The organism is Epilithonimonas caeni DSM 17710 (genome assembly GCF_000426465.1).
Classification (GTDB): Bacteria; Bacteroidota; Bacteroidia; order Flavobacteriales; family Weeksellaceae; genus Epilithonimonas; species Epilithonimonas caeni.
In genome coordinates, this window is record NZ_KE384527.1 from 583,946 (window position 1) to 606,684 (window position 22,739).

The window sequence follows — 22,739 nt, forward strand, 5'->3', positions numbered from 1 at the left end:
TGGTATTATAATTTTATTGTTTAAGGCGATACTGTCCTTTCAATTTTATCTTGACAGTTATATCCTCATTGGAATTATTCTTAAAATACCACCCTTGTGGTCCCTCGAATGGAGCAATAAAAGAGCCGACCATATTATTGGAGTAGGCAATGGTGTAGCTTTCAAAATAATTGCTGTTTCCCTTAACCTCACCATGAAAATCAAAATACAGTTCTCCTTTGTCTGTAATCCACTCATACCGGAAACTTCCATACTTTAGCATCTCCACTTTGTACTCCAAGCCCTTTCCTGCGGGTATTACCACTGTGACTTCATCGGTACGTTCCGCAAGTTGTGTGACAGGAGCGGGGTTGTCCGCCGCAGCAGGTTTGGCTACATCCGGTCCTGAACCAACGTTTTCCAGTTGTAACACTTTATGTGGTTGTGAAGTGGAAGTAGTGGCACTTTCCCCTACATATAATTTACTAAATCCTGTTGCCTTTCCAATTCCCAAAGGGTCTATCCCATACTCTGCCGGGAGTACGGCACTTACCAAGAGTACCGCTCCAACAATCAAAGCAATTACCACCTGCTTGACTATGGATTTTTTATCTAATATTTGATGTGCTATTTCTGCCATTTTTATTTTTTTTAAGAGTTAAAATAACCGACTAACTGATAGCCGAACAATAGAAAACCTGCTGCCATTAGCAGGGTATTCGTTAGGGTTGAAAACTTCAAGAAACTTGGGGACCGCCTCCAGTTGGAAATGATAAAAAGCACAAGTGCTAAGGCTATAAACTGACCTATTTCCACGCCGATATTGAAGCCAATGAGGTTTGTCAGAAGCCCTGTCCTGTCAAAACTCAATTCCTGTAATTTACTGGCTAATCCAAAACCATGAAAAAGACCGAAAATTAGAACGGCTGCTTTAGTGTTGGGCTGATAGCCCAAAAAACGTTGGAAACCTCCCAAATTATCAAAGCCTTTATATACAATGGACAATGCAATGATTGCATCAATCAGATAAGCGTTGATTGCCATATCTGCCAACACTCCCAATAACAGGGTTACACTGTGTCCAATGGTGAAGAAACTTACATAAAGCAATACTTCCTTTGGTCTGTACAGGAAAAAGATGACACCTACAAGAAACAGTAGATGGTCATAACCTGTAAGCATGTGCTTTGCCCCAATATAAAGAAACGGTACAAAGGCTACTCCTGAATTACCACTCAAGAATGTCTGGGTATCCTCATCAACTCCGTGGGCATACGCCGAGCCTGCTATCAATAATAATAAGGTTATTGACAGGACTATTTTTATATATCTCATTTAATAAAGTGAATTTAATCGGTACATACTTCTATAAACTGCTTACAGGAGTAAGCGCAGGTGTATTATAGCGATGGAACGCTATGATAAATCTGTTAGAAGAATGTACCGGAGATTAATTAATGCTTGTGCCCGTGAGCTTTGTCAATACTGTCCTGATTTACCGTAGGTGTATGATTACCTGCGGGGTCGTGGGAATGTCCATGAGCCTTATCAATACTATCCTGATTAACCACTGGGGCGGTTGAAGATTGTTCTGAATTGGAATTGTTATCAGAGGAAGACTTTTCGTTGTTATTGCAAGCTAAAAGTGTAAGGGCAGCAAAAGCCGCTATAAAGAATGATTTTCTCATCGTTTTAAAAATTTGATTGTAATAAAGAATTAATCTGCCCTAAAGATGGGGCATAAGTCAAATCCTAACTTTCGGAGATTGAAAGTTATGCAACGATGAAAGCGGGCGGACCACGTAAGGAATGTGCGCCGTAATGCGGAGATTGATACCTAACCTTACTGTCAGGTGGAAATGTATGTTTTTGGAAACTTACAATATACGCAAAAGGCATTTTGAAATCGCAGGGCAAAGCGTTGATTGCCTGCAAAGCCTGTTTGCTAACTATTATTTTTGAAGCATCAGACTGGGTAAATGTTACCTGTTCGCCTGAGTGGATTAATCCTGAAAATGCGAGCTGTAACGAACTTTCTTCGGGATGCTGCTTTTTGGCATCTTTGCCGTGGTGGTGGTTGTGTTGCTGACTGGCTAAGTCTGCGTGATGATGATGCGGTACTAAACCGTGTCCAAGTATAACTACCTGGGCAATAAGTAAAAATAATATGGTCAACTTTTTACGCAACATCGCTACAAAAGTATAAATTAATATCCATATAACACTTCTGAAGTGCCAAAAAAAGTCTTTCATTTAGTCTTGAAAATGCAAAAAGGTCATAGCATAACCGCTACAACCTTTGTCTATTCTATTTGAGAATTCATTTAGTAATTGAGCGAAAGCCCTACACCAAACCCCATATCACTATCATAGTGGGTACGGATACCAATATTTTTAGTAAAGATATATTTAAGTTCTGCCATATACTCATAGTCAGTATTGACCATAAAACCACCTCTTAATCTCTTAGAAATAGGGATATCCTCGCGCATCAATGATAATCGAACAATGCCATCGTGATATACTTCTGCCTGAAAATTAACGAGCATTGGTAATGTATACATTACCCCTAAACTAACGGCCCTACGAGTATCTTTTTCATTCTTTTGTCCAAATAAATTTGTTTCGTGTTCATCTTTTCCCATTTTACGATATCGCCAATCAAAGCCTATAAAAGGCATCAACCATTGCATTTTGCCAATGTAACGACCTAAATGAGTTTCTACTTCATATCCATGCATATCGTTATATCCTAAACGCCATTCCGTACCCAATGACCATCTAGCATTTTGAAACATTGCTTCACCATCATTGCCATTAGTTGCAAAATCATTCTGGGCCATAAAATGGGGCATATTGCTTTCCCTTTGTAATGCTTTGTAGGATTTAGCTTTATCCGGCAAGTACGGGTTTTGATAATCGCCTACGGCAAACACCCTGTTCATACCCGACATCATATGATACAATATATGACAATGAAAGAACCAATCGCCCTCTTCGTTTGCTGCAAACTCGATGGTGTCTGTTTCCATCGGCATAATGTCGATGATGTTTTTCATCGGTGCATTTTCACCTTTCCCATTCAGCACCCGGAAATCAAATCCGTGCAAGTGCATCGGATGGCGCATCATTGAGTTGTTATAAATTGTTATACGCAATATTTCGCCTTTCTTAACAGGTATCTTATCAGTTTCAGACAAAATCTTGTTATCCATACTCCAAACATAACGGTTCATATTTCCGGTAAGGGTAAATTTCATTTCCTTTACAGGAGCATCTTTATTAAGCGTGGTGTTATGTGGAGATTTTAGCATTGAATAATTTAAGGTAACAATATCACCCAAAGCATTTGCATTATAACGATTAGGGTCGTTATCCATATTCATACCCTCGTGCTTGCTATGGTCTGCTTTCTTTCCTGTTTCTCCTGTGATTTCGGGGTACATCACCACGTTCATATCCATTTGGTTCAGGCTCATATTCATTCCCATATCATCAAGGTCACCGTTCATCTTCATCATATCGTTCATCATCTTCATCCCCTCGAAATATTTTAAGCGAGGAAGCGGAGAAATAAGCTGTTTGATACCGTTACCAATAAAGTAGCTTGCAGATTGTGTTCTGTCCTCGGTTGTCGCTAAAAATTCATAAGAAATACCCTCTTGCGGGATAGTGACGACAATATCATAGGTTTCCGACACGGCAATGATGAGCCTGTCCACTTCGACGGGTTCTACATCGTTACCATCACTCGCAACTACGGTAATTTTACCGCCTGCGTACCGAAGCCAGAAATAGGATGATGCACCACCATTGGATATGCGAAGCCTTACTTTATCTCCTGCTTTTAAAGTTTTACCGTCAACTGTTTTTAATTCGGGTGAATTGCTGCCATTGATAAGGATTTTGTCATAATATACATCGCTTACGTCCATCGCTAACATCCGCTTCCACTCATTCTTCACTTTTACACCTAATTTACCCTCTCTAATAGCCTCAACGTATGATTGTGTAGCACCTTTCTTAATGGCAGCCCAATCATTAGCATTGTGCAACATTCGGTTAATGTTATCCGGGTTATAATTTGTCCACTCGCTTAGAATAATAGGCACGGTTGGTAAATCGTCAATTCCTTTTCTGAAGGTCTTATCGTTTTCACGTTTCTTCATTACAAAATTGCCATACATTCCTATTTGCTCCTGCAATCCTGAATGGGAATGATACCAGTGTGTACCGTGCTGAATAATAGGGAAACGGTAAGTATAGGTAGTGCCAGGCTCAATTGGCTGTTGTGTAAGGTGTGGTACGCCATCTTCTTTATTGGGTAAAAATACGCCGTGCCAATGCAGCGATGTACTTTCTTTCAATTGGTTGTGTACCACAATTTCAGCAGTATCACCCTCTGTAAAAGTAAGCGTAGGCATTGGTATTTGCCCGTTTACAGCAATAGCTCTTTTTTGTTTCCCTGCATAGTTGACGAGCGTATCTTTTACATACAAATCGTAATGTACTACTTTCTGCGCAAACAAGGTTTGTGTGCAAAGCAGTATCAACACTGTTTGCAGTATTCTTATTGATAAGTTTTTATATTTATTCATTATTTGAAAAATTTTATTTAATGCTATCTTCCATTGTGCTAAACCACTCAATCAAAACCTGCTTATCCTCCTGTGATAATACTGCATTGCGATGAATTAGTGTATATGAAGCCAATGGCATTTCCCCATCCTTGACCTGCCCCGCCATTGCTCTGAACTTACTTCGTTGCTTGCGGATAGAATACTCCCCAAAGCTGCTAAAATTGAGTTCCTTTTTACCTTTTTCGATATGCTGTGCCATAAACCACGCCCCCGGTTGGATGCGGCTATACCACGGATAACGGGTATTGTTACTATGGCAATCGTAGCAGGATTGTACAAGGATAGCCTTTGCTTTTGGAGGTACTGTGTACAAACTTTCAATATGGGTGGCTGTTACTTCTTCAGATTGGTTCCGAAACGGCTGAAAAAACTGTATGCCGATTATGATAACAGCCAATCCCAATATGATTTTCTTTTTTAACGACATATCAGTTCTTTGAAATAGTTTCAGCGATTAAACCACTACTTACCATTTTCAAGCTCTTTAAGTTTTCGCTTCATTAACTCAATTTCTTGTGCCTGGGTTTCGAGTATGTTTTTTTGCAACTGTATCAGTTCCGGGTCGGTCAGGTTTGCCTTTTCTGCCATCAATATTGCTGCTGCGTGATGCGGTATCATACCCTTTGCAAACTGCTTATCTCCCACATTGATTTGCTCCCTGATACCAAACCAAGAAAACAAGCCAATAACAACTGATACAATCGCTATCAACCAATTTATTTTTTTATTGGCATACATTCCTTTCATTATCACTAATTCGATTAGCAACATTGCCGAGGTCATCAGCAGGGTCATATACAAATTGTTGATATTGGGTATAAGGTTCTGCAACCCGTCTATCATTGAATACATAATTAAGTACATCGCACCGAACATTACGATAGCCATAACTGCAAAGCGTTTGTACATAGCTAAAGAATGCTTTGAATTTTGCTCACTATGCGCTGCATTGTGATTGTTCTGCATATTTTCCATAACGCTTAATTTAATTTGGGATTAATAGTTTCCTGTACCTTACCACAGCTAATCATTTTTGAACCATAGTAAGGATTTTTGATTTCCTTGTTTTCGCTTAACCAATTTGCCCCTTTATTGTCATTGAACATCGGGCAATGGTCTTTATACAATTTTTGGGACGTACCGAACAAATCAATCAGGTCTTCCAAATCTTCGCTAAGCGTGGCTAAATGTTCTCGTTGATGTTCTATTTTGCCCGCATTGTCGCCGATATGCTCTGCGTGTTCTTTTGCATCTTCTGCTATATCCATATATTTTTTGTGCTTATCCGCAGGAATGGCTTTCATATCGACCTTATTCAAGGTTGCTAACAGCTTTTTCCCTGCATTGGCAGCAGATTTGTCATCGTCCGAAACAAGGGCGTTCTTCAATGATAGGTAATCCGTAATTATTGGGGCAATTGAGAAACTCTCGGCAGCATTTATATCCTGGCTTTTCGATGTGTCATTATTGGTAACAGTAGCTGCTGTGTCATTTTCTGTTGATTGTGCTGATGGCTGTTCTTCTGAAACAACAGCCGTAGTATCATTTGAAGACTGCTCGCTTTTGTTGGCTGACTGGTTGCACGATACTGTTATAAATGCTATGATGACAGCAAATATTGATAATGTTATATTTTTCATCTTTATTTAATTTTTGATTTTTAAACACTGGTTTTGATAGACATTACGTTACTGTTCACTTAATAGTTTCAACGGTACTTCCACAAGAAAGCATCTGTGAACCGTAGTATGGATTTTTAATTGCATTTTCCTTGCTTAGCCAATTTGCTCCTTTACCTCCGTTATACATTGGGCAATGCTGATAATAAACCGGCACATCTTGCTTGGACACTTTAGCCAGTTTGTAGATGCTGCCCGAAAGGGTAGCAAAGGCTTCTCTTTGTTTTGCAATATCTTTCGATTTTGAAATGCTTTCCACATTGGATGCCAGGTCTTGCATTACTTTCATCCAAACTGTATGTTCCTCTGCTGATAATTTATTCATATCTACCGCTTTGATAGATGCAGCCAATTCAGTAGCCTTTGCAGATACGTTTGCAGCATCGGATTTAATCATAGCATCCTTTACAGAGAAATAATTATCAAATAAAGGTTTTAGCTGTGATTGGTTTTGGGATGCCTTATTTCCAGATGCAGCCATTTCGGTTTGGTTATGATTGCTATGTTCCTTGCTCATATCCATTCCTGCCTCTTTGGTTTTGGCAGTTGGCTTTAACGCCCTATCATACTGGCAGCAGCCCGGCAACTTTGCATATACGTCATCCGGGGCTAAAAATTTCTCACTATCATAACCTGCTAAAGCAATACGTTTCAGAATTTCATCCTGATTTGTTTTGTCACTGTCATAAGTAAGCGTAGCCATTTTAGTGTCTTTATTCCATTCGACGTTGGCTACCTTTTTTAAATTACCTGCTTTCTCTATGGTCGTTTTACACATACCGCAATTACCGTAAATCTTTACGGTTTCAGTTTTCGCATTCTTGATTTGTGCGAAACCGTTTATTGATGACAGCAATACGGCGATTACCATCAATATTTTTGATAATGATTTCATAATAATTGTATTTAAGAAATGTGGGTTTGAGCAAACCCGTTCCTGTTTGAAAATTTGACTAATACTAAAAAATAGGGGAAGCTATTCCTGCTTTTGACAAGGCACACCTATGGCTGCTAAGCCATAGTTTTAGCTTATTTTAGGCGGTAGCCAAATGGAGAAAAAGCCTGAAGAATAGTAGCCTTGTTTGAAACCGAATTTTTGCTTTTTTGCTGCCGCAAATGGGTTTTTTGCTTTTAATTCGATTGCGGTAAGTACACTTAGAGAAGTTGTTGAAGCACCGCACCTGCAAGAACTATGTTTACAATTATCCTCACAGCCTCCATTTTTACATTTTTTACAGGATTTATCCTTGCAACTGGTTTTATGCGCTTTATGTGCTGATTTTTCGGATTGCTTCTTTGAGCAGGAAGATTGTTCTGTTTTTGTTGAATTTTTAGAACAGCCATAGCTTTGGTTAGGCATCAGAAAGAAGCCAAAACACATAAGTGTAAAAATGCCTGTATATATCTTAAAATTTTTCAACACAACAAAGTTACAAATTAGATTTGCTTAATGATGTCGTTTTACATTTTTTTTGCTACATAGGCAATAATCATCATGTATAAGGTGCTTACAGCCTCCTTTCAAATATTGTCAAAATACCCTTTACAGGCACCCTAATAGCGTTAGCGGCAACAGCTTTTTGTAAAGAACTTCCTGATTATCCATTTTAGAAATCGCATCTGGTATAAATGTCTAAAGGCATTGCCCAATGAGCAATGCCTTACCGGATTATTATTTAGTTTCGGCAACTTTACCACAGGTAAGCATAGAGGAACCATAGTAAGGATTTTTAATTTCCTTTTCCTTGCTCAACCAGTATGCTTTTTTCATCGGGCAATATTGGTAGTAAACGGGTTGACTTACTTTGTCGGATGATTTTACCACTTTCCACAGCACGGTAGATACATCGTTGAAAGCGGCTCTTTGCTTTTCAAGGTTGTCGCCCGCCTTATTTAATTTCTCGGTGGCTTTCTGCAATTCTGCTTTCTGTGCAAAATCGCCCTCGCTCTTTACAGCTTCGTTCAGTGCTGTAATGGCGGTGCTTGCTGCTTTGCTATCGCTGCTAACCAAAGCATTTTTTACGCTGATGTAGTTGTTCAGCAGGTTGCCTGTATTTTGCGCAAAGGCAGAAAATCCAAACAACATTACGGTAATGGCTACTATTAGATTTTTCATTTTTTATCCTTTTAATGATGAGTGAATGGCTGATTGCATTATTCCGAAATAGGTTCAGCTTTAAACCCTTTTTTCTTAATGATGGCGACAACCTCGTCTTCGGTAATGCCCTCTGCTTTTACAGTCAGGATTTTATCGGCGTTGGTAGTATCAACGTTCCATTCGCAGATACCTCCTGCATTATCTAAATCTGCCTGCACTTTTGATACACAGTTGCTGCAATTAAGGTTTGTCTTGAATTGAAGATTTTTGCTTTCCATTGTCTTGAACTTTTAATTGTTTTTGTTAGTACAAAATTCGAGAGATAATGCGCTACGCTGTTTGTGAAATTCCTTGTTTGATTTATGATATTTACTGATTGCACTTCAAAAAATGGTTCCGCTTGTAATATTTCGGCTTTGTTTTGTGACTTTTACTGATTATAGTGCCCGTTTGGAATAAGCGGAATACTTTTACTGGAGTATAACGCTAACTGATTATAAAATGGCTATCAAAACCTTTCTCTCGGTTTTGCATCGGGCTATGTTGTAGCTCCGGGTTCTCAACCCCAACACGATTGCACAAATCCTCTTTGTGCAACAACCTTTATTGCAAAATCACACATAATATAATTTTTAAAAATCTTTATAATGACAAACGATTTAAAGAACGTCGAATACGGCTTGGATAAGATATTCGAGGGTGCACAGGACTTTTTACCGATTTTAGGAACGGACTACGTGGAATTTTATGTAGGCAATGCCAAACAAGCTGCCCACTATTACAAATCCGCTTTCGGGTTCCAGTCTTTGGCGTATGCCGGACTGGAAACGGGCTTACAGGACAGGGCTTCCTATGTGGTAAAGCAGGATAAAGTAAGACTGGTATTAACGACTGGGATGCGCTCTAATTCAGAAATCAACGAACACGTAAAGAAGCACGGCGACGGCATCAAAGTAGTGGGGCTTTGGGTAGAAGATGCCCGCAAAGCCTTTGAAGAAACCACGAAAAGAGGTGCAAAAGCCTTTATGGAACCAACCGTAACCACCGACGAAAACGGAGAAGTTGTACAATCGGGCATCTATGCGTATGGAGAAACGATTTTTATGTTTACCGAACGCAAAAACTACAACGGCGTATTTATGCCGGGCTATGAAAAATGGGAAACTGAATATAACCCTGCGCCTGCGGGACTGAAATACATTGACCATATGGTGGGCAATGTGGACTGGAACCAAATGGACACCTGGGTAAAATGGTTTGAGGAAGTAATGGGATTTGAAAACTTCCTTTCATTCGATGATAAGCAGGTTTCTACCGAATATTCTGCCCTGATGTCTAAGGTAATGGCAAACGGTAACGGCAGAATAAAATTCCCGATAAACGAACCCGCAGAGGGCAAAAAGAAATCACAGATTGAAGAATACCTTGAATTTTACGAGGGCGAGGGCGTTCAGCATATTGCTGTAACTACGGACGATATTGTAAAGACCGTAAACAATCTTAAATCAAGAGGGGTTGAATTTTTGTCAAGACCGCCACAGGCATATTATGATGCCATTCCTGAACGTTTAAAAGCACATATGCACCGCTTTAAAGAAGATATTAAGGAATTGCAGGAGTTGGGTATTCTGATTGATGCGGACGAAGAGGGCTATTTATTACAAATCTTTACCCGCCCGGTTGAAGACCGCCCAACATTCTTCTTTGAGGTCATCCAAAGAATGGGTGCAAGAGGTTTCGGAGCAGGAAACTTTAAAGCATTGTTCCAGTCTATTGAAAGAGAGCAGGAAAGAAGAGGAACCTTGTAGATTTTTTTTATTTTTATCAAAGTCCTAAAATTAGTTTAGGACTTTTTTTATTTTAATCGTTGTACAAAAAAATGGTCGATATTAATAGAGATAAAATGATTGGATATTTTGATCTTCTTGGAATGCCCAATGAAATCAAGAGTGACATAAGCTGGTTTAACAAGTACTATAAAATTGTATTTATAAATAAGGGTGGGCGTATTAATGTCGATTTTATAGATTATGATTTTGAGGAAAGCACTTTGCTTTTTTTCAGTATTGGGCAATATTTCAAAGTCTGCGATAATTCTAAAGGAAGTCTTGTGTACTTTAGCCCAGATTTTTATTGCATTGCTTTCCATGATAAGGAACTTGCGTGCGATGGACTTCTCTTTGACAATGTTTTCGAACTTCCTTATATAGATCTTACTTTAAGTCAGGAAAAATATTTTCAAAAACTTCTGATTTCTATTCAGAAGGAAATCAAAATGAAAGATTTTTGGGCTGAAGAGATGATTAAAACATATATAAAGCAAATCGTGATTTCAGCGACACGCACACTTGGAAAAAAAAATGACGATACTCATCAAGCAATATCTTACGATAAGGATCTGACAAGGAGGTTTAGCCAATTGATAGAATTACATTACCGTACGGCGCATAATGTATCAGACTATGCTTTGATGCTTAATATTACTCCGAAAAGCCTTAACCGGAAAATAGTAACTGAAAGACAAATCGCACCGAATGTAATTATAAAAAATAGGATTATTCTACAAGCCAAAAGAATGTTAGCTAATACACAATTCAGTATCAAAGAGATTGCTGCGTATCTCGGTTATGAAGATTACTCGTATTTTGTTCGGTTTTTCAAATTGCAAACTGGGGTTTCTCCGCTTTCTTTCAGAAATGCAACTCAAATCTCTGCAAATGGGAAAAATGTGCTATAAACAGCGAATTATCTGCATTGACTGCTTTTAATTAGAATTGCAATTTTGCAAAGTAATTTAAAAGTTTAATAAAAATGAAAGCAAAAATCACAGCTAAATGGCAGGGTAATTTTAAAAGCGGAAGTGGAAGTTTTGATGCTGTACATTCCACAATTGGTAAAAGTGTCTTTAAACACAATAAAAAGGAAGAAGAAAATACGGCTACAAATCCTGAAGAGCTTATGGCAGCAGCACATGCAGCTTGCTACACTATGACACTAAATTACATTCTCACAAGTAATGGTATAGAAGTTGAAACTTTACAAACTTCTTGCACAATAACGGCTACAAGTTTTGACATTACCAATTCTGATTTAGATGTAATTGCAGTAATCCCTAATATAAGCGAAGTAGATTTCAAAAAATATGCTGAACAGGCTAAAGAAATGTGTCCGGTTGGAAAAGCATATAATTTAGAAATTTCTTTAAATGCTGAACTAAAACAATAAATGCTTGTAAAGAAAGGGATAAACAATATCCATTTTAAGTTTCCATATTTACTAACGAGGGTGTTTCAATTGAGAAACACCCTTTTTAGCATTATGTCTAATTTAAAAATTCATCATAGATGTATCGCTTCACCTAATGCCGCTTCAATAGCATCTTTTACAGCCTCGCTCATTGTCGGGTGTGGAAATATAGTGTCAAGCTGTTCATGGTAGGTGGTTTCCAGTTTTCGGGCTGTAGTTGTCTGGGCTATGAGTTCGGTAACATTGTAGCCAATCATATGCGTACCTAACCATTCGCCGTACTGGTTATCAAAAATCACTTTTATAAAGCCGTCTGTCGCTCCGGCGGCACTTGCTTTTCCACTTGCGGAAAAAGGAAACTTGCCCACTTTAATTTCATAACCCGCCTCTTTAGCCTGTTTTTCGGTCATACCTGCTGAAGCGATTTCGGGTGAGCAATAGGTACAACTTGGTATATTACCATAATCCAACGGATTGGGTTGACGGTCGAATTTTCCGGCTTTATAGGCAATTACTTCACTACAAATTACAGCTTCTTTCATTGCAACGTGAGCCAATGCGGGACCAGGAACTGCATCTCCAATTGCATAAATACCCGATACATTGGTTTCGTAATACGAGTTAACAAGGATTTTTCCTTTTTCTGTTTTAATGCCCAACGCTTCAAGCCCGATGTTTTCAATGTTCGCTACTATGCCGACTGCACTCAACAAAATGTCAGCTTCCAACACCTGGTCGCCGCTACCATCGGCTTTTTTTATCATCGCTTTTACACCATTACCACTAATATCTGCGCTTTCAACCGAAGTACCCGTCAATACTTCAATCCCTTTTTTCTTAAATGATTTTTCGAGTTCTTTAGATATGTCTTCATCTTCAACCGGAACTATACGGGGAAGATACTCAACGATAGTTACCTTTGTTCCAATGCTGTTGAAAAAGTAAGCAAACTCAACGCCGATTGCGCCGCTCCCCACAATGATAATGGATTTGGGCTGCTCCGGCAATACCATTGCTTCCCGGTAGCCGATAATCTTCTTTCCGTCAATGGGCAGGCTCGGCAGTTCACGGCTCCGAGCACCTGTTGCCAGTACGATGTTCTTTGATTGGTAGGTAGTGGTTTTGCCATCCGCATCCGTAACCTCCAGTGCTTTACTGGCATTCAGTCTACCAACGCCTTTAATTACGTCAATCTTATTTTTTTTCATGAGGAATTGAACGCCTTTGCTCATTTTATCTGCCACACCACGGCTTCGCTTTATAATTGCCTCAAAGTCGGCTTCTACACCTGAAACTTTTGCGCCGTAGTTTTGTGCGTGCATCAGGTATTCAAAAACTTCTGCCGATTTCATCAGTGCTTTGGCGGGAATGCAGCCCCAATTAAGGCAAATACCGCCCAGGCTTTCCCGTTCTACGATGGCTGTTTTCAACCCCAGTTGTGCGGCTCTAATGGCAGCAACATACCCTCCGGGACCGCTGCCTAAAAAAATTACATCATAATTCATAATACCTATTATTTAATTGAGTTAATGTTTTTGTTCTCCCTCGTTTTTGACAATCAGTACCGGAATTTTTACCAAATGCCGTACCTGATTTATGGTTGCGCCGTACAATAAATCTTTCAATCCCTTATGACCGTGTGCACCCATAACCACCAGTTCAGCATCGGACTGATTGACAATTTCGGCAATGGCATCGGCGGTTTTTCCAAAGCCCAGTTTTGCTTCAGCAAAATACCCGTTGTCCTGTAACTGCTTTGCATATTCGTCCAAAAATTCCCTGTCCTTTAGCGTTTCCTCGTCGGTACTGTCGTGAAAGTGCGATGCGGATGCCACACTCTCCACGATATGAATGAGCGTGTACCTACTGTCTTTACCGCCCTGCGTAATGGCGTGGTTGATAACCTTATGGTCAAGGGTTTTAAAATCCACCGTAAGCGCAATATTCCGGTACGGCACGAATGGTTGTAGCTGTAAAGGCTCCGGCTTGTCGTGTGGCGTAATTTCACAAAACGCCTTTCTGCTGAACAAGGGGTATAACGTGGTATAAGCCATCAGGATTACAAAACCAATCCCTCCTAAAATTATCAACCCTTTCCAGATGATATTGCCCGAAGTGTCAAAGAAATTTATCGCTTCCTCTACCAACAGTTTTGAATTGAGGTAAACCAGTAATATAGTAATAAACCAAGCGGAAATTTTTATCAGTGGCTTAATGGCAAACTTGCCCATAGTCTTTTTATCACTTACAAAATGGATGAGCGGGATAACCGCAAAACCCAACTGCATACTCAATACCACCTGGCTAAAGATAAGCAAGCTATCTACCTTTCCCTCCCCGTTAATGAGGATTACCAAAGCTGCCGGAACTATAGCAAGCAACCTTGTGATGAGCCTGCGTAATAAGGGGTTCATTCGGAACCGCAAATAACCCTCCATTACAATTTGACCTGCAAGCGTTCCCGTAATGGTGCTACTTTGTCCTGCGGCTATAAGAGCCACAGCAAAGAGTTTGGCGGTAAAATCGCTGCCCAAATGCTGTGGCAACAATTCATAAGCCTGCTTTAGCTCCGCTACATCAGAACGCCCTGTTTTATAAAACACTGTTGCAGCAAGGATTAATATTGCGGCATTGACAAGCAATGCCATATTTAAGGCAATGGCACTATCCCAAAAATTCAGTTTAATTGCTTTTTTGATGCTCGCATCGTCCCGGTTAAATTTTCGTGTTTGCACTAATGCAGAATGCAGGTACAAATTGTGGGGCATTACCGTTGCTCCTATGATACCGATAGCAATATACAGCGCCGTGTCGTTCTGAATGTGCGGTATGAGCCCTGAAGCGATTTCCCCAGTATTGGGATCTGCAACTAATATCTGCACCAGAAATGACATACCGATTACGAATATCAACCCAATAATGAAGGCTTCGAGCTTGCGCATTCCCCATTTTTGCAGGGTCATCAGTAGAAATGTATCTAATGCTGTGATGGCAACGCCCCATATCAAAGGCATTCCGGTGAGTAGTTGCAAACCGATTGCCATTCCCAAAATTTCTGCAAGATCTGTTGCTACAATGGCAATCTCTGCAAGAATGTAAAGTACAAAATTAATTTTCTTTGGGTAAGTTTCCCTGTTTGCCTGTGCCAAATCTCGATTTCGGACAATGCCCAGCCTCGCGGATAAGCTCTGGAGTAATAAACCCATAATGCTGCTCATTACCAAAACCCATAGTAGGGAATATCCGAACTGGCTACCACCTGCTAAACCCGTTGCCCAGTTGCCGGGGTCCATATATCCGACACTAACAAGATAAGCGGGTCCGAAAAACGCCAGTACCCTCCGCCAACGTGATTTGCCCGGAACTGTAGTATCTACGGAACTGTGTACTTCACTTAACGAAGCCTGTGATTGATTTTTAGCCATTAGAAAAAACGTATTTATAAAAACTGCCGCAAGATTAATCCGGCGGCAGTTCAACAACCTAACAATTAAAATTTCATTCTTTGTATTCGCACGGCATTCAGAATAGCTAATAAGGCTACACCCACATCAGCAAATACTGCTTCCCACATTGTTGCCAGTCCTCCTGCACCAAGAATTAATACAATTGCCTTAACTCCGAATGCAAGGACAATATTTTGATAAACGATTTTCTTTGTTTGCTTGCCTATATTGATAGCCATTGGTATTTTTGACGGCATATCGTCTTGTATAACTACATCAGCAGTTTCAATAGCTGCATCACTTCCCAAACCGCCCATTGCAATACCTGCATCACTCAATGCGATCACAGGAGCATCGTTCACGCCGTCGCCCACAAAGGCTACACTACCGTTACGGGATTTAATATCCTTTACTTTGTTCACTTTGTCTTCGGGCAATAAGTCACCATAAGCACTGTCAATTCCTAATTGCTCTGCAACGTGTTGTACTACCGTACTTTTATCGCCACTTAGCATAGTGGCTCTGACGCCCATTTTATGCAGTTTGTCTACCGCTATTTTAGCATCTACTTTAATGCTGTCAGAAATCGTCAGATAACCTACAAACTTACCTCCATAGCCGATTGCAATAACAGTATATACAATGTTTGCTGTATCAGCATCGTGACTTATATTGAATTTATCAAGCAATTTAAAATTCCCTGCTAATAGCTCTTTGCCATTGACCGTGGCTTTAAGACCGTGACCCGCAATTTCTTCTACATTTTCCAAGCTAACTTTTGTATCAACTTCACCCCAATAGTTGTGGATTGCTGTTGCTACAGGGTGGGTGCTTTGGCTTTCCAGTACGTTAACAAGGTTTAGTATTTCGTCTTTGTTATATTCAGGTTTGATAAACACTTCCTGTACTTTAAAAACTCCCTCGGTTAATGTTCCCGTTTTATCCATTACCACATTCTGAACTTTTGCAAGGATATCCAGGAAATTAGAACCTTTGAATAAGATACCGTTACGGCTCGCTGCCCCGATACCTCCAAAGTAACCTAAGGGAATAGAAATAACTAATGCGCAAGGACAAGAGATAACCAAGAATACTAAAGCTCTATACAGCCATTCGCTGAAGATATAATTTTCTACAAAAAGTATTGGCAGCAATGTAATGGCGATAGATAGATATACCACTATTGGTGTATATACCTTAGAAAATTTACGGATAAATAATTCCGTTGGTGCTTTTTGTGATGTAGCATCCTGCACAAGTTCTAAAATCTTACTCAACTTACTATCCGAATAGTCTGTTGTTACTCTTATCTGGCTTACCGTATTCAAATTAATCATACCTGCCAATACAGTTTCACCTTTGCCCTTTGTGTCTGGTTTACTTTCACCTGTTAGTGCTGCTGTGTTGAATGAAGCACTTTCCGAAACAAGTTCACCATCTAAACCTAATTTTTCCCCTGGCTTTAACTGGATAATATCACCAATGTTTGCGTCTTCAGCTTTAATGATAACAGGTTTGCCATCTTTCAAAATCGTAACCTCATCAGGGCGTTGGTCTAAAAGAGCTTTAATATTACCTTTAGCTCTTGATACCGCAAGCGTCTGGAATACCTCACCTACGGAGTAGAATAACATTACTGCGACCGCTTCAGGATATTCCCCTATAGCAAATGCACCTACGGTAGCAATACTCATTAAAAAGAACTCCGAGTAAAAATCCTTAAAACGAATACTTTCAATTGCTTCCTTGATTACTGGTAAACCTACGGGTACATAAGCAATAACATACCAGGCAATTCTTACCCAACCCGTAAACCAGTCTTGTGGAAAATAATTGTCAAACCCGATGGCAATCAGCAATAAAATCAAAGAAATACCGGAGGGTGTAAATAGCTGAAAAGCCGTTTTACCCTCTATATCGTGGCTGTGGTCGTGGTCACCGTGGTCGTGTCCATGCCCGTGATCGTGTCCGTGGTCGTGCCCGTGATCATGATTATCCTTTTTCTTATGGTCGTGTTTATGACCGTGTTCGCTATGGTCGTGTCCGTGATGGTCTTCGTCATCCTTACAATCACCAGTGTCATCCTCACCACAATTTGCTCCGCCATGTCCATGCCCATCATTTTGTTGATGGTTTGTGTCTTTTAACAGGTCTTTTGTTCCCGCTTTTTCATGAACTTTTTCTTCTGTGACGCAACACAACTGATTTCCATGACTGTCGTATTTGTGCTTGTGCTCTTTTTTCTTTACAAGGTTCAGATTATTATCTGTACTACAACATATTTTTGACATATTTTTTAATTGTTTAGTGTTATTTACAAAACAAAATTACCCTTAGCTTTTGGGAACCTGGTTGCAAATGCAAATAACTTTAATGAATGAAAAAGATTAAGTAATCATCTGATTTAAAGCAATATTTTAACTGATAGGTTGTTAGGAAGGACAACCTATCAGTAAAGTGAAAATCTATTAATGTGCATGGGCATGCCCGCCACCACCTGATAATTTAGCATTAATAAAAAATGCACCTTTTATGACTATTCTTGCTTCTTTGGTAACTTCATTTACAGGAGTTATAACAGTATATCCCATTTCGGAAACGCCTGCTACTACTTCAATTTTTTCAAAATTTACCGTGTTCGCCGCTTCCTCTTTATGTGCTGTTTTTTCATCGCCGTGGTCGTGCCCGCCATGTCCCTCTTCTTCTTCAGCTTCCTGCGGCTTTTTGTCGGTAATGACAAAGATGTATTTTTTGCCATCCGCATCTACAATGGCATCATTCGGCACTGACGGGGAGAGCACATTGTCCAAGCTAACGATTGCCGTGATGTTCATACCGTCAATCAGCCCTTTTACATTGCCTTTTACACGGGCGTGTACCGGAATGGTCTTGCTATCGTTTTCAAATGCGGAACCGATACCGTAAATAACCGCATCATACTCGTTTACCGGGTTATTGGTCAACGTAAAATGTATGGTTTGCCCGGCTTTCATCATAGGCAAATCTTTTTCAAATACGTTCAAATGCAAATGCAGGGAACTATTATCTACTATTTCAGCCACGGGCGAAGAAACATCTACATAGCTACCGATTTTGCCGTACACATTGCTGATAGCTCCGCTAATGGGGCTTGTAACCACCAACGAGGATTTAAGGGAGCTGTTGCTGACCGAATTTGGATTGATGCCCATTAGCTGTATCTGCTGATGCAAAGAGGATTTCCGTGTTCTCAACGCATTGAGTTCGGCGGTGGCGTTTTGCAGGTTTTTCAATGCTCCGGCATTGCCCGTGTTCAATTCCTTTTGTCTTTGCATTTCCTGTTCGGCAAAAGTTATTTTGCTGTTGATGGTCAGGTATTCTTCCTGCAACTGGATAAACTGCGGGTTGGCAATGGTGGCAATAACCTGTCCTTTGCGCACATAATCCCCAATCTGCACATTAATAGACTTTATTACGCCACCGTATAAAGAGGTAGCGTTTGCCTTGCTACTGTTGGGTAAACTTAAAATACCATTCGCCTTAATGGTGGCGGTTAGTTCTTTCATTTCCACGACACCGTATTTGATGCCTACGGCTTCAATCTGCTCGGGCGTAAGTGCCGCAACGGTTGCGGAACCCTCTTCGGCTCCGTGCTCGTCCCCGTGCCCTGTATCGGCTTTTTCTTCCGTTTTGGGATCGTGGTTATGACCGTCTTCGCTTTCCTTTTTCTGACTATCTCCGCAGGCGGTCAGGGAAACTGCAAAGAGTGCTGCCAAAAACATTTTCGATATATTTTTCATCTTATTTGTTATTAAGGTAATTGTATTGAATTGATGATTGATTGTAGCTGTTCAGAACGTCCAGATAATTCTGGCGGATATTGATTGCCTGCGTTAAGAACTGGCTTAGCTCCGCAAAGCTGATTTCTCCCGAACGGTAGCTTTGTGATGCCGCTTCGGTAATATCCCTTGCCTGTTGCAGTCCCGATGTTTCATAGAAGCTCAACAAAGCCATATTCTTTTCCATTTCGGCGATGGCAGATTTCTTGTCCGTTGCCATTACCTGCGTTTGGTAAGACAATAGGTTTTCCTGTACTTCCTTTTCCTTGTTGGCTACATTCACTTTGTTTTTATATGCCCCTGCGCCAAATAACGGGAAACCTATTGAAACCGAAAAGCCCGTAAAAGGATCTGAAACGCCGTACAATCTCTGGCTGAATACCCTTGCTGAAAATTCGGGCAGGTTGCTGTTCTTCTGTACTTTGATATTTGCCGCTGCAACGCTTACATTTTGTTGCTGCAACTGCAATATTGGGTGCACATTATTTTCATCATACAAGCCTGTTTCCAATTTCTGCAACGGCTCATCTACCGGGAGCATCCATTCATTACGGTTGAGTAATACCATTAACTGTTGCTGCTGTATTACGATTTCCTTATTGTTCTGCTCCACGTAGGCTTTTAGCTGTTTGAGTTGGGCATCTGCAGCAATCTGGTCGAGCTTTGCCACGTCGCCCGTTCTAACCCGAACCTGCGTTGTATTGAAGAGGTTTGTATAAATGCTGTCAAGGCTTTTCAGCAATAGGTTTTTATCCTGCAAAAACCACAACTGGTAATAAGCCGTTCTAACGTCTTTCCTAATATTTGCATTCATAACCTCTGTATTCAATTCGGAATATTTAAGCTGTGCTTTTAAATAGTCCTTGCGGGCAGCATATAAGCCGGGCCACGCAATACTTTGCGTAAGTCCGATTTTCCATATACCCGTTTTGTCCGATGGTCTTAAATCTTCATTTTCTACAAATACCTGTGTCATTGGTATATCGTTAGCGGTCTTTACATTGTATTTAGCCGCATCAATCTCCGACTTATTGACGTTAACCTGTCCATTGCTTTGCAATGCGGTATTGATAGCATTATCTATGTTTATCCTTTCCTGAGCATTTGCAGTGGTCATACCACCGATGCCCAGTAAGAGAACGATTACGGTTGTTTTCACACTTTTACTACTTTTTAAATTAAATTTAGAATTGAATATGATATAGAGCAATGGCAGTACAAATAGTGTAAGGAATGTAGCGGTTACTAATCCTCCAATTACTACCGTAGCCAATGGTTTTTGTACCTCTGCCCCAGCGCTGGTGCTGATTGCCATAGGTAGGAACCCCAGTGATGCCACTGTTGCCGTCATCAATACTGGACGTAACCTGATTTTCGTACCCTCGATTGTTCGTTTAATGACATCATCCCAACCGTCTTTTTTCAGTTGGTTGAATGTGCCTATCAATACGATACCGTTCAATACGGCTACGCCGAACAAAGCGATAAAGCCGATACCTGCACTGATACTGAAAGGCATTCCCCGAAGCATTAAAGCAAAGACGCCACCGATGGCACTCATCGGGATAGCAGTAAAAATCAGACTTGCCTGCTTAAATGAACGGAATGTGAAATAAAGCAATGCGAAAATCAATAACAGTGATACAGGTACGGCAATCATAAGGCGGTTACTGGCTTTTTTTAGGTTTTCAAACTGACCACCGTAGGTAAAATAGTAACCTGTGGGTAATTTCACTTTTTCGGAAAGTTGCTGCTGAATGTCAGAAACGACACTTTGTACATCACGTCCGGCTACGTTAAATCCAATAACAATGCGTCGTTTCCCAGCTTCCCGGCTGATTTGCGCAGCATCTAATTTGTAGTTGATCTCAGCAACCTGTGATAATGGTATTTGATAGCCTGTATTAGTTGGTATCATCAAATTCCTTACGTCTTCGATGCTACTTCGGTGTACACTATCTAAACGAACGACCAGGTCAAACTGTCTTTCGTTCTCATAAATAACACCTGCGGCTTTACCTGCAAATGCAGTGCTTACAATATCGTTTACCTGTTGTATCGTCAACCCGTAATTAGCCATTCGGGTACGGTCGTAGTCGATGTTGATCTGTGGCAGACCATTTACTTTTTCCACCTGTGGCGGTGTGGCGCCTTGTACCTGCTGTACCACTTCGCTAACCTTATTGGCGTACACGCTCAACGTATCCATATTTTCCCCGAAAATCTTTACGGCGACATCCTGACGAATACCTGTCATCAGCTCGTTGAAACGCATCTGTATCGGTTGGTTCTTCTCGAAGAAAACGCCCGGAATAACGGACAGCTTTTCCATCATTTCATCGCCTAACTCGTTGTAGCTTTTCTTGTTTTTCCATTCGTCCTGTGGTTTAAGAATAATCATCATATCCGTAGCTTCAGGCGGCATCGGGTCGGTAGGTACTTCGGCGGCTCCAGTCTTTCCGACCACCATTTTAACCTCGTCAAATTCTTTAAGGATACGGGATGCTTGCATCGACGTTTCTATACTTTGGTTGAGCGAACTTCCCTGCGGTAAAATACAGTGAAAGGCAAAATCTCCCTCCTGCAACTGCGGGATGAACTCGCCGCCCATTCTGCTGAACAGGATAACGGTAACTACAAATACAGCAGTGGTAATGCCCACCAACCAATATTTTACCCTGATTGCTTTCTGCAACAAAGGTTGGTAGAAGCCTTGCAGCTTTGCCATAAACTTGTCGCTGAAATTGGGCTTGTCGTGTCCTTTTTTCGGCAGGAATAATGCACACATCATCGGGATATAGGTCAGGGATAAAATCAATGCGCCGAAAATGGCAAAGCCTACGGTTTGCGCCATCGGTGTGAACATTTTGCCCTCAACACCTACTAAAGTCAGGATTGGAATATATACTATAAGGATAATGATTTCGCCGAATGCGGCACTTGTCCTGATTTTGGAAGCGGACAAAAATACTTCTTCGTCCATTTCGCTTTGGGTCAGTTTATTGGTGGATTTCCGCAAGCCCAAATGGTGCAGGGTTGCTTCCACCACAATAACGGCTCCGTCCACAATCAAACCGAAGTCAATAGCTCCCAAGCTCATCAGGTTGGCACTAACGCCAAATACGTTCATCATTCCCAATGCGAACAGCATCGCTAATGGAATGGCAGATGCTACGATTAGTCCGGCTCTTAGGTTGCCCAAGAACAGAACAAGCACAAAAATTACAATCAAAGCCCCCTCAATCAAGTTCTTTTCCACTGTGCCCATTGCCCTGCCTACTAATTCAGTACGGTCTAAATACGGCTCGATGGTTACATCTTCCGGTAAAGATTTCTGAATGGTCGGTAATTTCTCTTTTATCCGTTTTACGACCTCGTTACTGTTTTCGCCTTTTAGCATCATAACCACACCACCCACGGCATCTACTTCGCCGTTGTAGGTCAGTGCGCCATAACGCACCGCACTACCGTAGCGCACATCTGCTACGTCTTTAATAAAAATAGGGGTATGGCCTAGTCATGGTCGGAAGATTTTCTTCCGACTTTTTTGTTTTTATATGCGCAAAAAATAATTTTACAATTACCTGATAATCAAATAATTAACTTGTTTTTGTCGTTTAAATTTTGTATATTTATACTGATAATCAAACATTTATGTCAGTATTCAATGACCACAAAGTTTCCCTTAGTCAGGTTCTGGATTTCATTCCCGAGGCGCTTTTAAGCCATCTATCAGCGACCACCAATGTTGACCACTATAGTAAAGTGCTCCATGGGAGGAAAATGTTCTATCTGCTTTTATTCTGCGTCTTTGACAACGATAGATTGAGCCA

The 22,739-nt window shown here is 40.6% G+C and carries 19 protein-coding genes and 1 pseudogene; 3 read left to right on the top strand and 17 right to left on the bottom strand.

From position 1 onward, the window contains the following. Nucleotides 1–13 precede the first annotated feature (13 nt). The 12 genes from K319_RS0117695 to K319_RS0117750 all read right to left on the bottom strand — a co-directional run bounded on the left by K319_RS0117695 (nucleotide 14) and on the right by K319_RS0117750 (nucleotide 8,674). Nucleotides 14–619: a hypothetical protein gene (locus tag K319_RS0117695; RefSeq protein ID WP_027384819.1), complete on the bottom strand. Its 606-nt coding sequence runs from the start codon at nucleotides 617–619 to the stop codon at nucleotides 14–16. Nucleotides 620–630: 11 nt separating this feature from the next. Further along, nucleotides 631–1,314: a HupE/UreJ family protein gene (locus tag K319_RS0117700; RefSeq protein ID WP_027384820.1), complete on the bottom strand. Its 684-nt coding sequence runs from the start codon at nucleotides 1,312–1,314 to the stop codon at nucleotides 631–633. Between the two features lie 119 nt (nucleotides 1,315–1,433). Beyond that, nucleotides 1,434–1,667 carry a hypothetical protein gene (locus K319_RS0117705; RefSeq protein WP_027384821.1) on the bottom strand — a complete coding sequence of 78 codons (234 nt, stop codon included), beginning with the start codon at nucleotides 1,665–1,667 and terminating at the stop codon, nucleotides 1,434–1,436. A gap of 85 nt (nucleotides 1,668–1,752) precedes the next feature. Further along, a complete protein-coding gene (locus K319_RS0117710; RefSeq protein WP_235696129.1) occupies nucleotides 1,753–2,232 on the bottom strand; it encodes a hypothetical protein in 480 nt (159 codons plus the stop codon). A 71-nt stretch (nucleotides 2,233–2,303) separates the two neighbouring features. After that, nucleotides 2,304–4,577, bottom strand: coding sequence for a multicopper oxidase family protein (locus K319_RS0117715; RefSeq protein ID WP_027384823.1), 2,274 nt, complete (start codon nucleotides 4,575–4,577; stop codon nucleotides 2,304–2,306). A gap of 13 nt (nucleotides 4,578–4,590) precedes the next feature. Beyond that, entirely contained in the window at nucleotides 4,591–5,046 is a 456-nt protein-coding gene (locus K319_RS0117720; RefSeq protein WP_027384824.1) for a heme-binding domain-containing protein, read from the bottom strand. A gap of 35 nt (nucleotides 5,047–5,081) precedes the next feature. Next, entirely contained in the window at nucleotides 5,082–5,594 is a 513-nt protein-coding gene (locus K319_RS0117725; protein ID WP_027384825.1) for a DUF305 domain-containing protein, read from the bottom strand. Between the two features lie 5 nt (nucleotides 5,595–5,599). Next, nucleotides 5,600–6,259: a DUF3347 domain-containing protein gene (locus tag K319_RS0117730; RefSeq protein ID WP_027384826.1), complete on the bottom strand. Its 660-nt coding sequence runs from the start codon at nucleotides 6,257–6,259 to the stop codon at nucleotides 5,600–5,602. Nucleotides 6,260–6,314: 55 nt separating this feature from the next. Continuing rightward, nucleotides 6,315–7,193, bottom strand: a complete 879-nt coding sequence (locus tag K319_RS0117735) for a DUF3347 domain-containing protein (protein WP_027384827.1) — start codon at nucleotides 7,191–7,193, stop codon at nucleotides 6,315–6,317. Between the two features lie 260 nt (nucleotides 7,194–7,453). After that, complete coding sequence (locus K319_RS0117740; RefSeq protein WP_027384828.1) at nucleotides 7,454–7,642, bottom strand: hypothetical protein; 189 nt, start codon at nucleotides 7,640–7,642, stop codon at nucleotides 7,454–7,456. A gap of 328 nt (nucleotides 7,643–7,970) precedes the next feature. Next, nucleotides 7,971–8,414, bottom strand: a complete 444-nt coding sequence (locus K319_RS0117745; RefSeq protein WP_034672040.1) for a DUF3347 domain-containing protein — start codon at nucleotides 8,412–8,414, stop codon at nucleotides 7,971–7,973. Between the two features lie 38 nt (nucleotides 8,415–8,452). After that, entirely contained in the window at nucleotides 8,453–8,674 is a 222-nt protein-coding gene (locus K319_RS0117750; protein WP_027384830.1) for a heavy-metal-associated domain-containing protein, read from the bottom strand. Nucleotides 8,675–9,043: 369 nt separating this feature from the next. Here K319_RS0117750 and hppD point away from each other — a divergent pair, with 369 nt between their 5' ends. From hppD to K319_RS0117765, 3 genes are all read left to right on the top strand, one after another. Further along, entirely contained in the window at nucleotides 9,044–10,204 is a 1,161-nt protein-coding gene (hppD, locus tag K319_RS0117755; RefSeq protein ID WP_027384831.1) for a 4-hydroxyphenylpyruvate dioxygenase, read from the top strand. 71 nt (nucleotides 10,205–10,275) lie between these two features. Further along, on the top strand, nucleotides 10,276–11,133 hold the full coding sequence (locus K319_RS0117760) for a helix-turn-helix domain-containing protein (protein WP_051230781.1): 858 nt from the start codon (nucleotides 10,276–10,278) through the stop codon (nucleotides 11,131–11,133). Nucleotides 11,134–11,207: 74 nt separating this feature from the next. Beyond that, on the top strand, nucleotides 11,208–11,621 hold the full coding sequence (locus K319_RS0117765) for an OsmC family peroxiredoxin (RefSeq protein ID WP_027384833.1): 414 nt from the start codon (nucleotides 11,208–11,210) through the stop codon (nucleotides 11,619–11,621). A 113-nt stretch (nucleotides 11,622–11,734) separates the two neighbouring features. Here K319_RS0117765 and lpdA read toward each other — a convergent pair whose 3' ends face one another. The 5 genes and pseudogenes from lpdA to K319_RS20740 all read right to left on the bottom strand — a co-directional run. After that, nucleotides 11,735–13,147 carry a dihydrolipoyl dehydrogenase gene (gene lpdA / locus K319_RS0117770; protein ID WP_034672041.1) on the bottom strand — a complete coding sequence of 471 codons (1,413 nt, stop codon included), beginning with the start codon at nucleotides 13,145–13,147 and terminating at the stop codon, nucleotides 11,735–11,737. 21 nt (nucleotides 13,148–13,168) lie between these two features. Further along, a complete protein-coding gene (locus K319_RS0117775; RefSeq protein WP_027384835.1) occupies nucleotides 13,169–15,067 on the bottom strand; it encodes an Nramp family divalent metal transporter in 1,899 nt (632 codons plus the stop codon). Between the two features lie 65 nt (nucleotides 15,068–15,132). After that, nucleotides 15,133–17,379 (bottom strand): heavy metal translocating P-type ATPase, encoded by a 2,247-nt coding sequence (locus K319_RS0117780; RefSeq protein ID WP_051230782.1) that lies wholly within the window; start codon nucleotides 17,377–17,379, stop codon nucleotides 15,133–15,135. A gap of 177 nt (nucleotides 17,380–17,556) precedes the next feature. After that, nucleotides 17,557–18,867 carry an efflux RND transporter periplasmic adaptor subunit gene (locus K319_RS0117785; RefSeq protein ID WP_027384837.1) on the bottom strand — a complete coding sequence of 437 codons (1,311 nt, stop codon included), beginning with the start codon at nucleotides 18,865–18,867 and terminating at the stop codon, nucleotides 17,557–17,559. 1 nt (nucleotide 18,868) lies between these two features. Next, a pseudogene (locus K319_RS20740) lies at nucleotides 18,869–22,417 on the bottom strand (CusA/CzcA family heavy metal efflux RND transporter); the annotation flags it as partial. Nucleotides 22,418–22,739: the final 322 nt, after the last annotated feature.

Excerpts from the sequence above, each read along its gene's own strand:
- lpdA (WP_034672041.1), bottom strand. The coding sequence starts at position 13,147 with ATGAATTATGATGTAATTTTTTTAGGCAGCGGTCCCGGAGGGTATGTT.
- K319_RS0117720 (WP_027384824.1), bottom strand. The coding sequence starts at position 5,046 with ATGTCGTTAAAAAAGAAAATCATATTGGGATTGGCTGTTATCATAATC.
- K319_RS0117705 (WP_027384821.1), bottom strand. The coding sequence starts at position 1,667 with ATGAGAAAATCATTCTTTATAGCGGCTTTTGCTGCCCTTACACTTTTA.
- K319_RS0117775 (WP_027384835.1), bottom strand. The coding sequence starts at position 15,067 with ATGGCTAAAAATCAATCACAGGCTTCGTTAAGTGAAGTACACAGTTCC.
- K319_RS0117760 (WP_051230781.1), top strand. The coding sequence starts at position 10,276 with ATGGTCGATATTAATAGAGATAAAATGATTGGATATTTTGATCTTCTT.
- K319_RS0117735 (WP_027384827.1), bottom strand. The coding sequence starts at position 7,193 with ATGAAATCATTATCAAAAATATTGATGGTAATCGCCGTATTGCTGTCA.
- K319_RS0117785 (WP_027384837.1), bottom strand. The coding sequence starts at position 18,867 with ATGAAAAATATATCGAAAATGTTTTTGGCAGCACTCTTTGCAGTTTCC.
- K319_RS0117740 (WP_027384828.1), bottom strand. The coding sequence starts at position 7,642 with ATGGCTGTTCTAAAAATTCAACAAAAACAGAACAATCTTCCTGCTCAA.
- K319_RS0117710 (WP_235696129.1), bottom strand. The coding sequence starts at position 2,232 with ATGAAAGACTTTTTTTGGCACTTCAGAAGTGTTATATGGATATTAATT.
- hppD (WP_027384831.1), top strand. The coding sequence starts at position 9,044 with ATGACAAACGATTTAAAGAACGTCGAATACGGCTTGGATAAGATATTC.
- K319_RS0117730 (WP_027384826.1), bottom strand. The coding sequence starts at position 6,259 with ATGAAAAATATAACATTATCAATATTTGCTGTCATCATAGCATTTATA.
- K319_RS0117725 (WP_027384825.1), bottom strand. The coding sequence starts at position 5,594 with ATGGAAAATATGCAGAACAATCACAATGCAGCGCATAGTGAGCAAAAT.
- K319_RS0117715 (WP_027384823.1), bottom strand. The coding sequence starts at position 4,577 with ATGAATAAATATAAAAACTTATCAATAAGAATACTGCAAACAGTGTTG.
- K319_RS0117745 (WP_034672040.1), bottom strand. The coding sequence starts at position 8,414 with ATGAAAAATCTAATAGTAGCCATTACCGTAATGTTGTTTGGATTTTCT.
- K319_RS0117765 (WP_027384833.1), top strand. The coding sequence starts at position 11,208 with ATGAAAGCAAAAATCACAGCTAAATGGCAGGGTAATTTTAAAAGCGGA.
- K319_RS0117700 (WP_027384820.1), bottom strand. The coding sequence starts at position 1,314 with ATGAGATATATAAAAATAGTCCTGTCAATAACCTTATTATTATTGATA.
- K319_RS0117695 (WP_027384819.1), bottom strand. The coding sequence starts at position 619 with ATGGCAGAAATAGCACATCAAATATTAGATAAAAAATCCATAGTCAAG.
- K319_RS0117780 (WP_051230782.1), bottom strand. The coding sequence starts at position 17,379 with ATGTCAAAAATATGTTGTAGTACAGATAATAATCTGAACCTTGTAAAG.
- K319_RS0117750 (WP_027384830.1), bottom strand. The coding sequence starts at position 8,674 with ATGGAAAGCAAAAATCTTCAATTCAAGACAAACCTTAATTGCAGCAAC.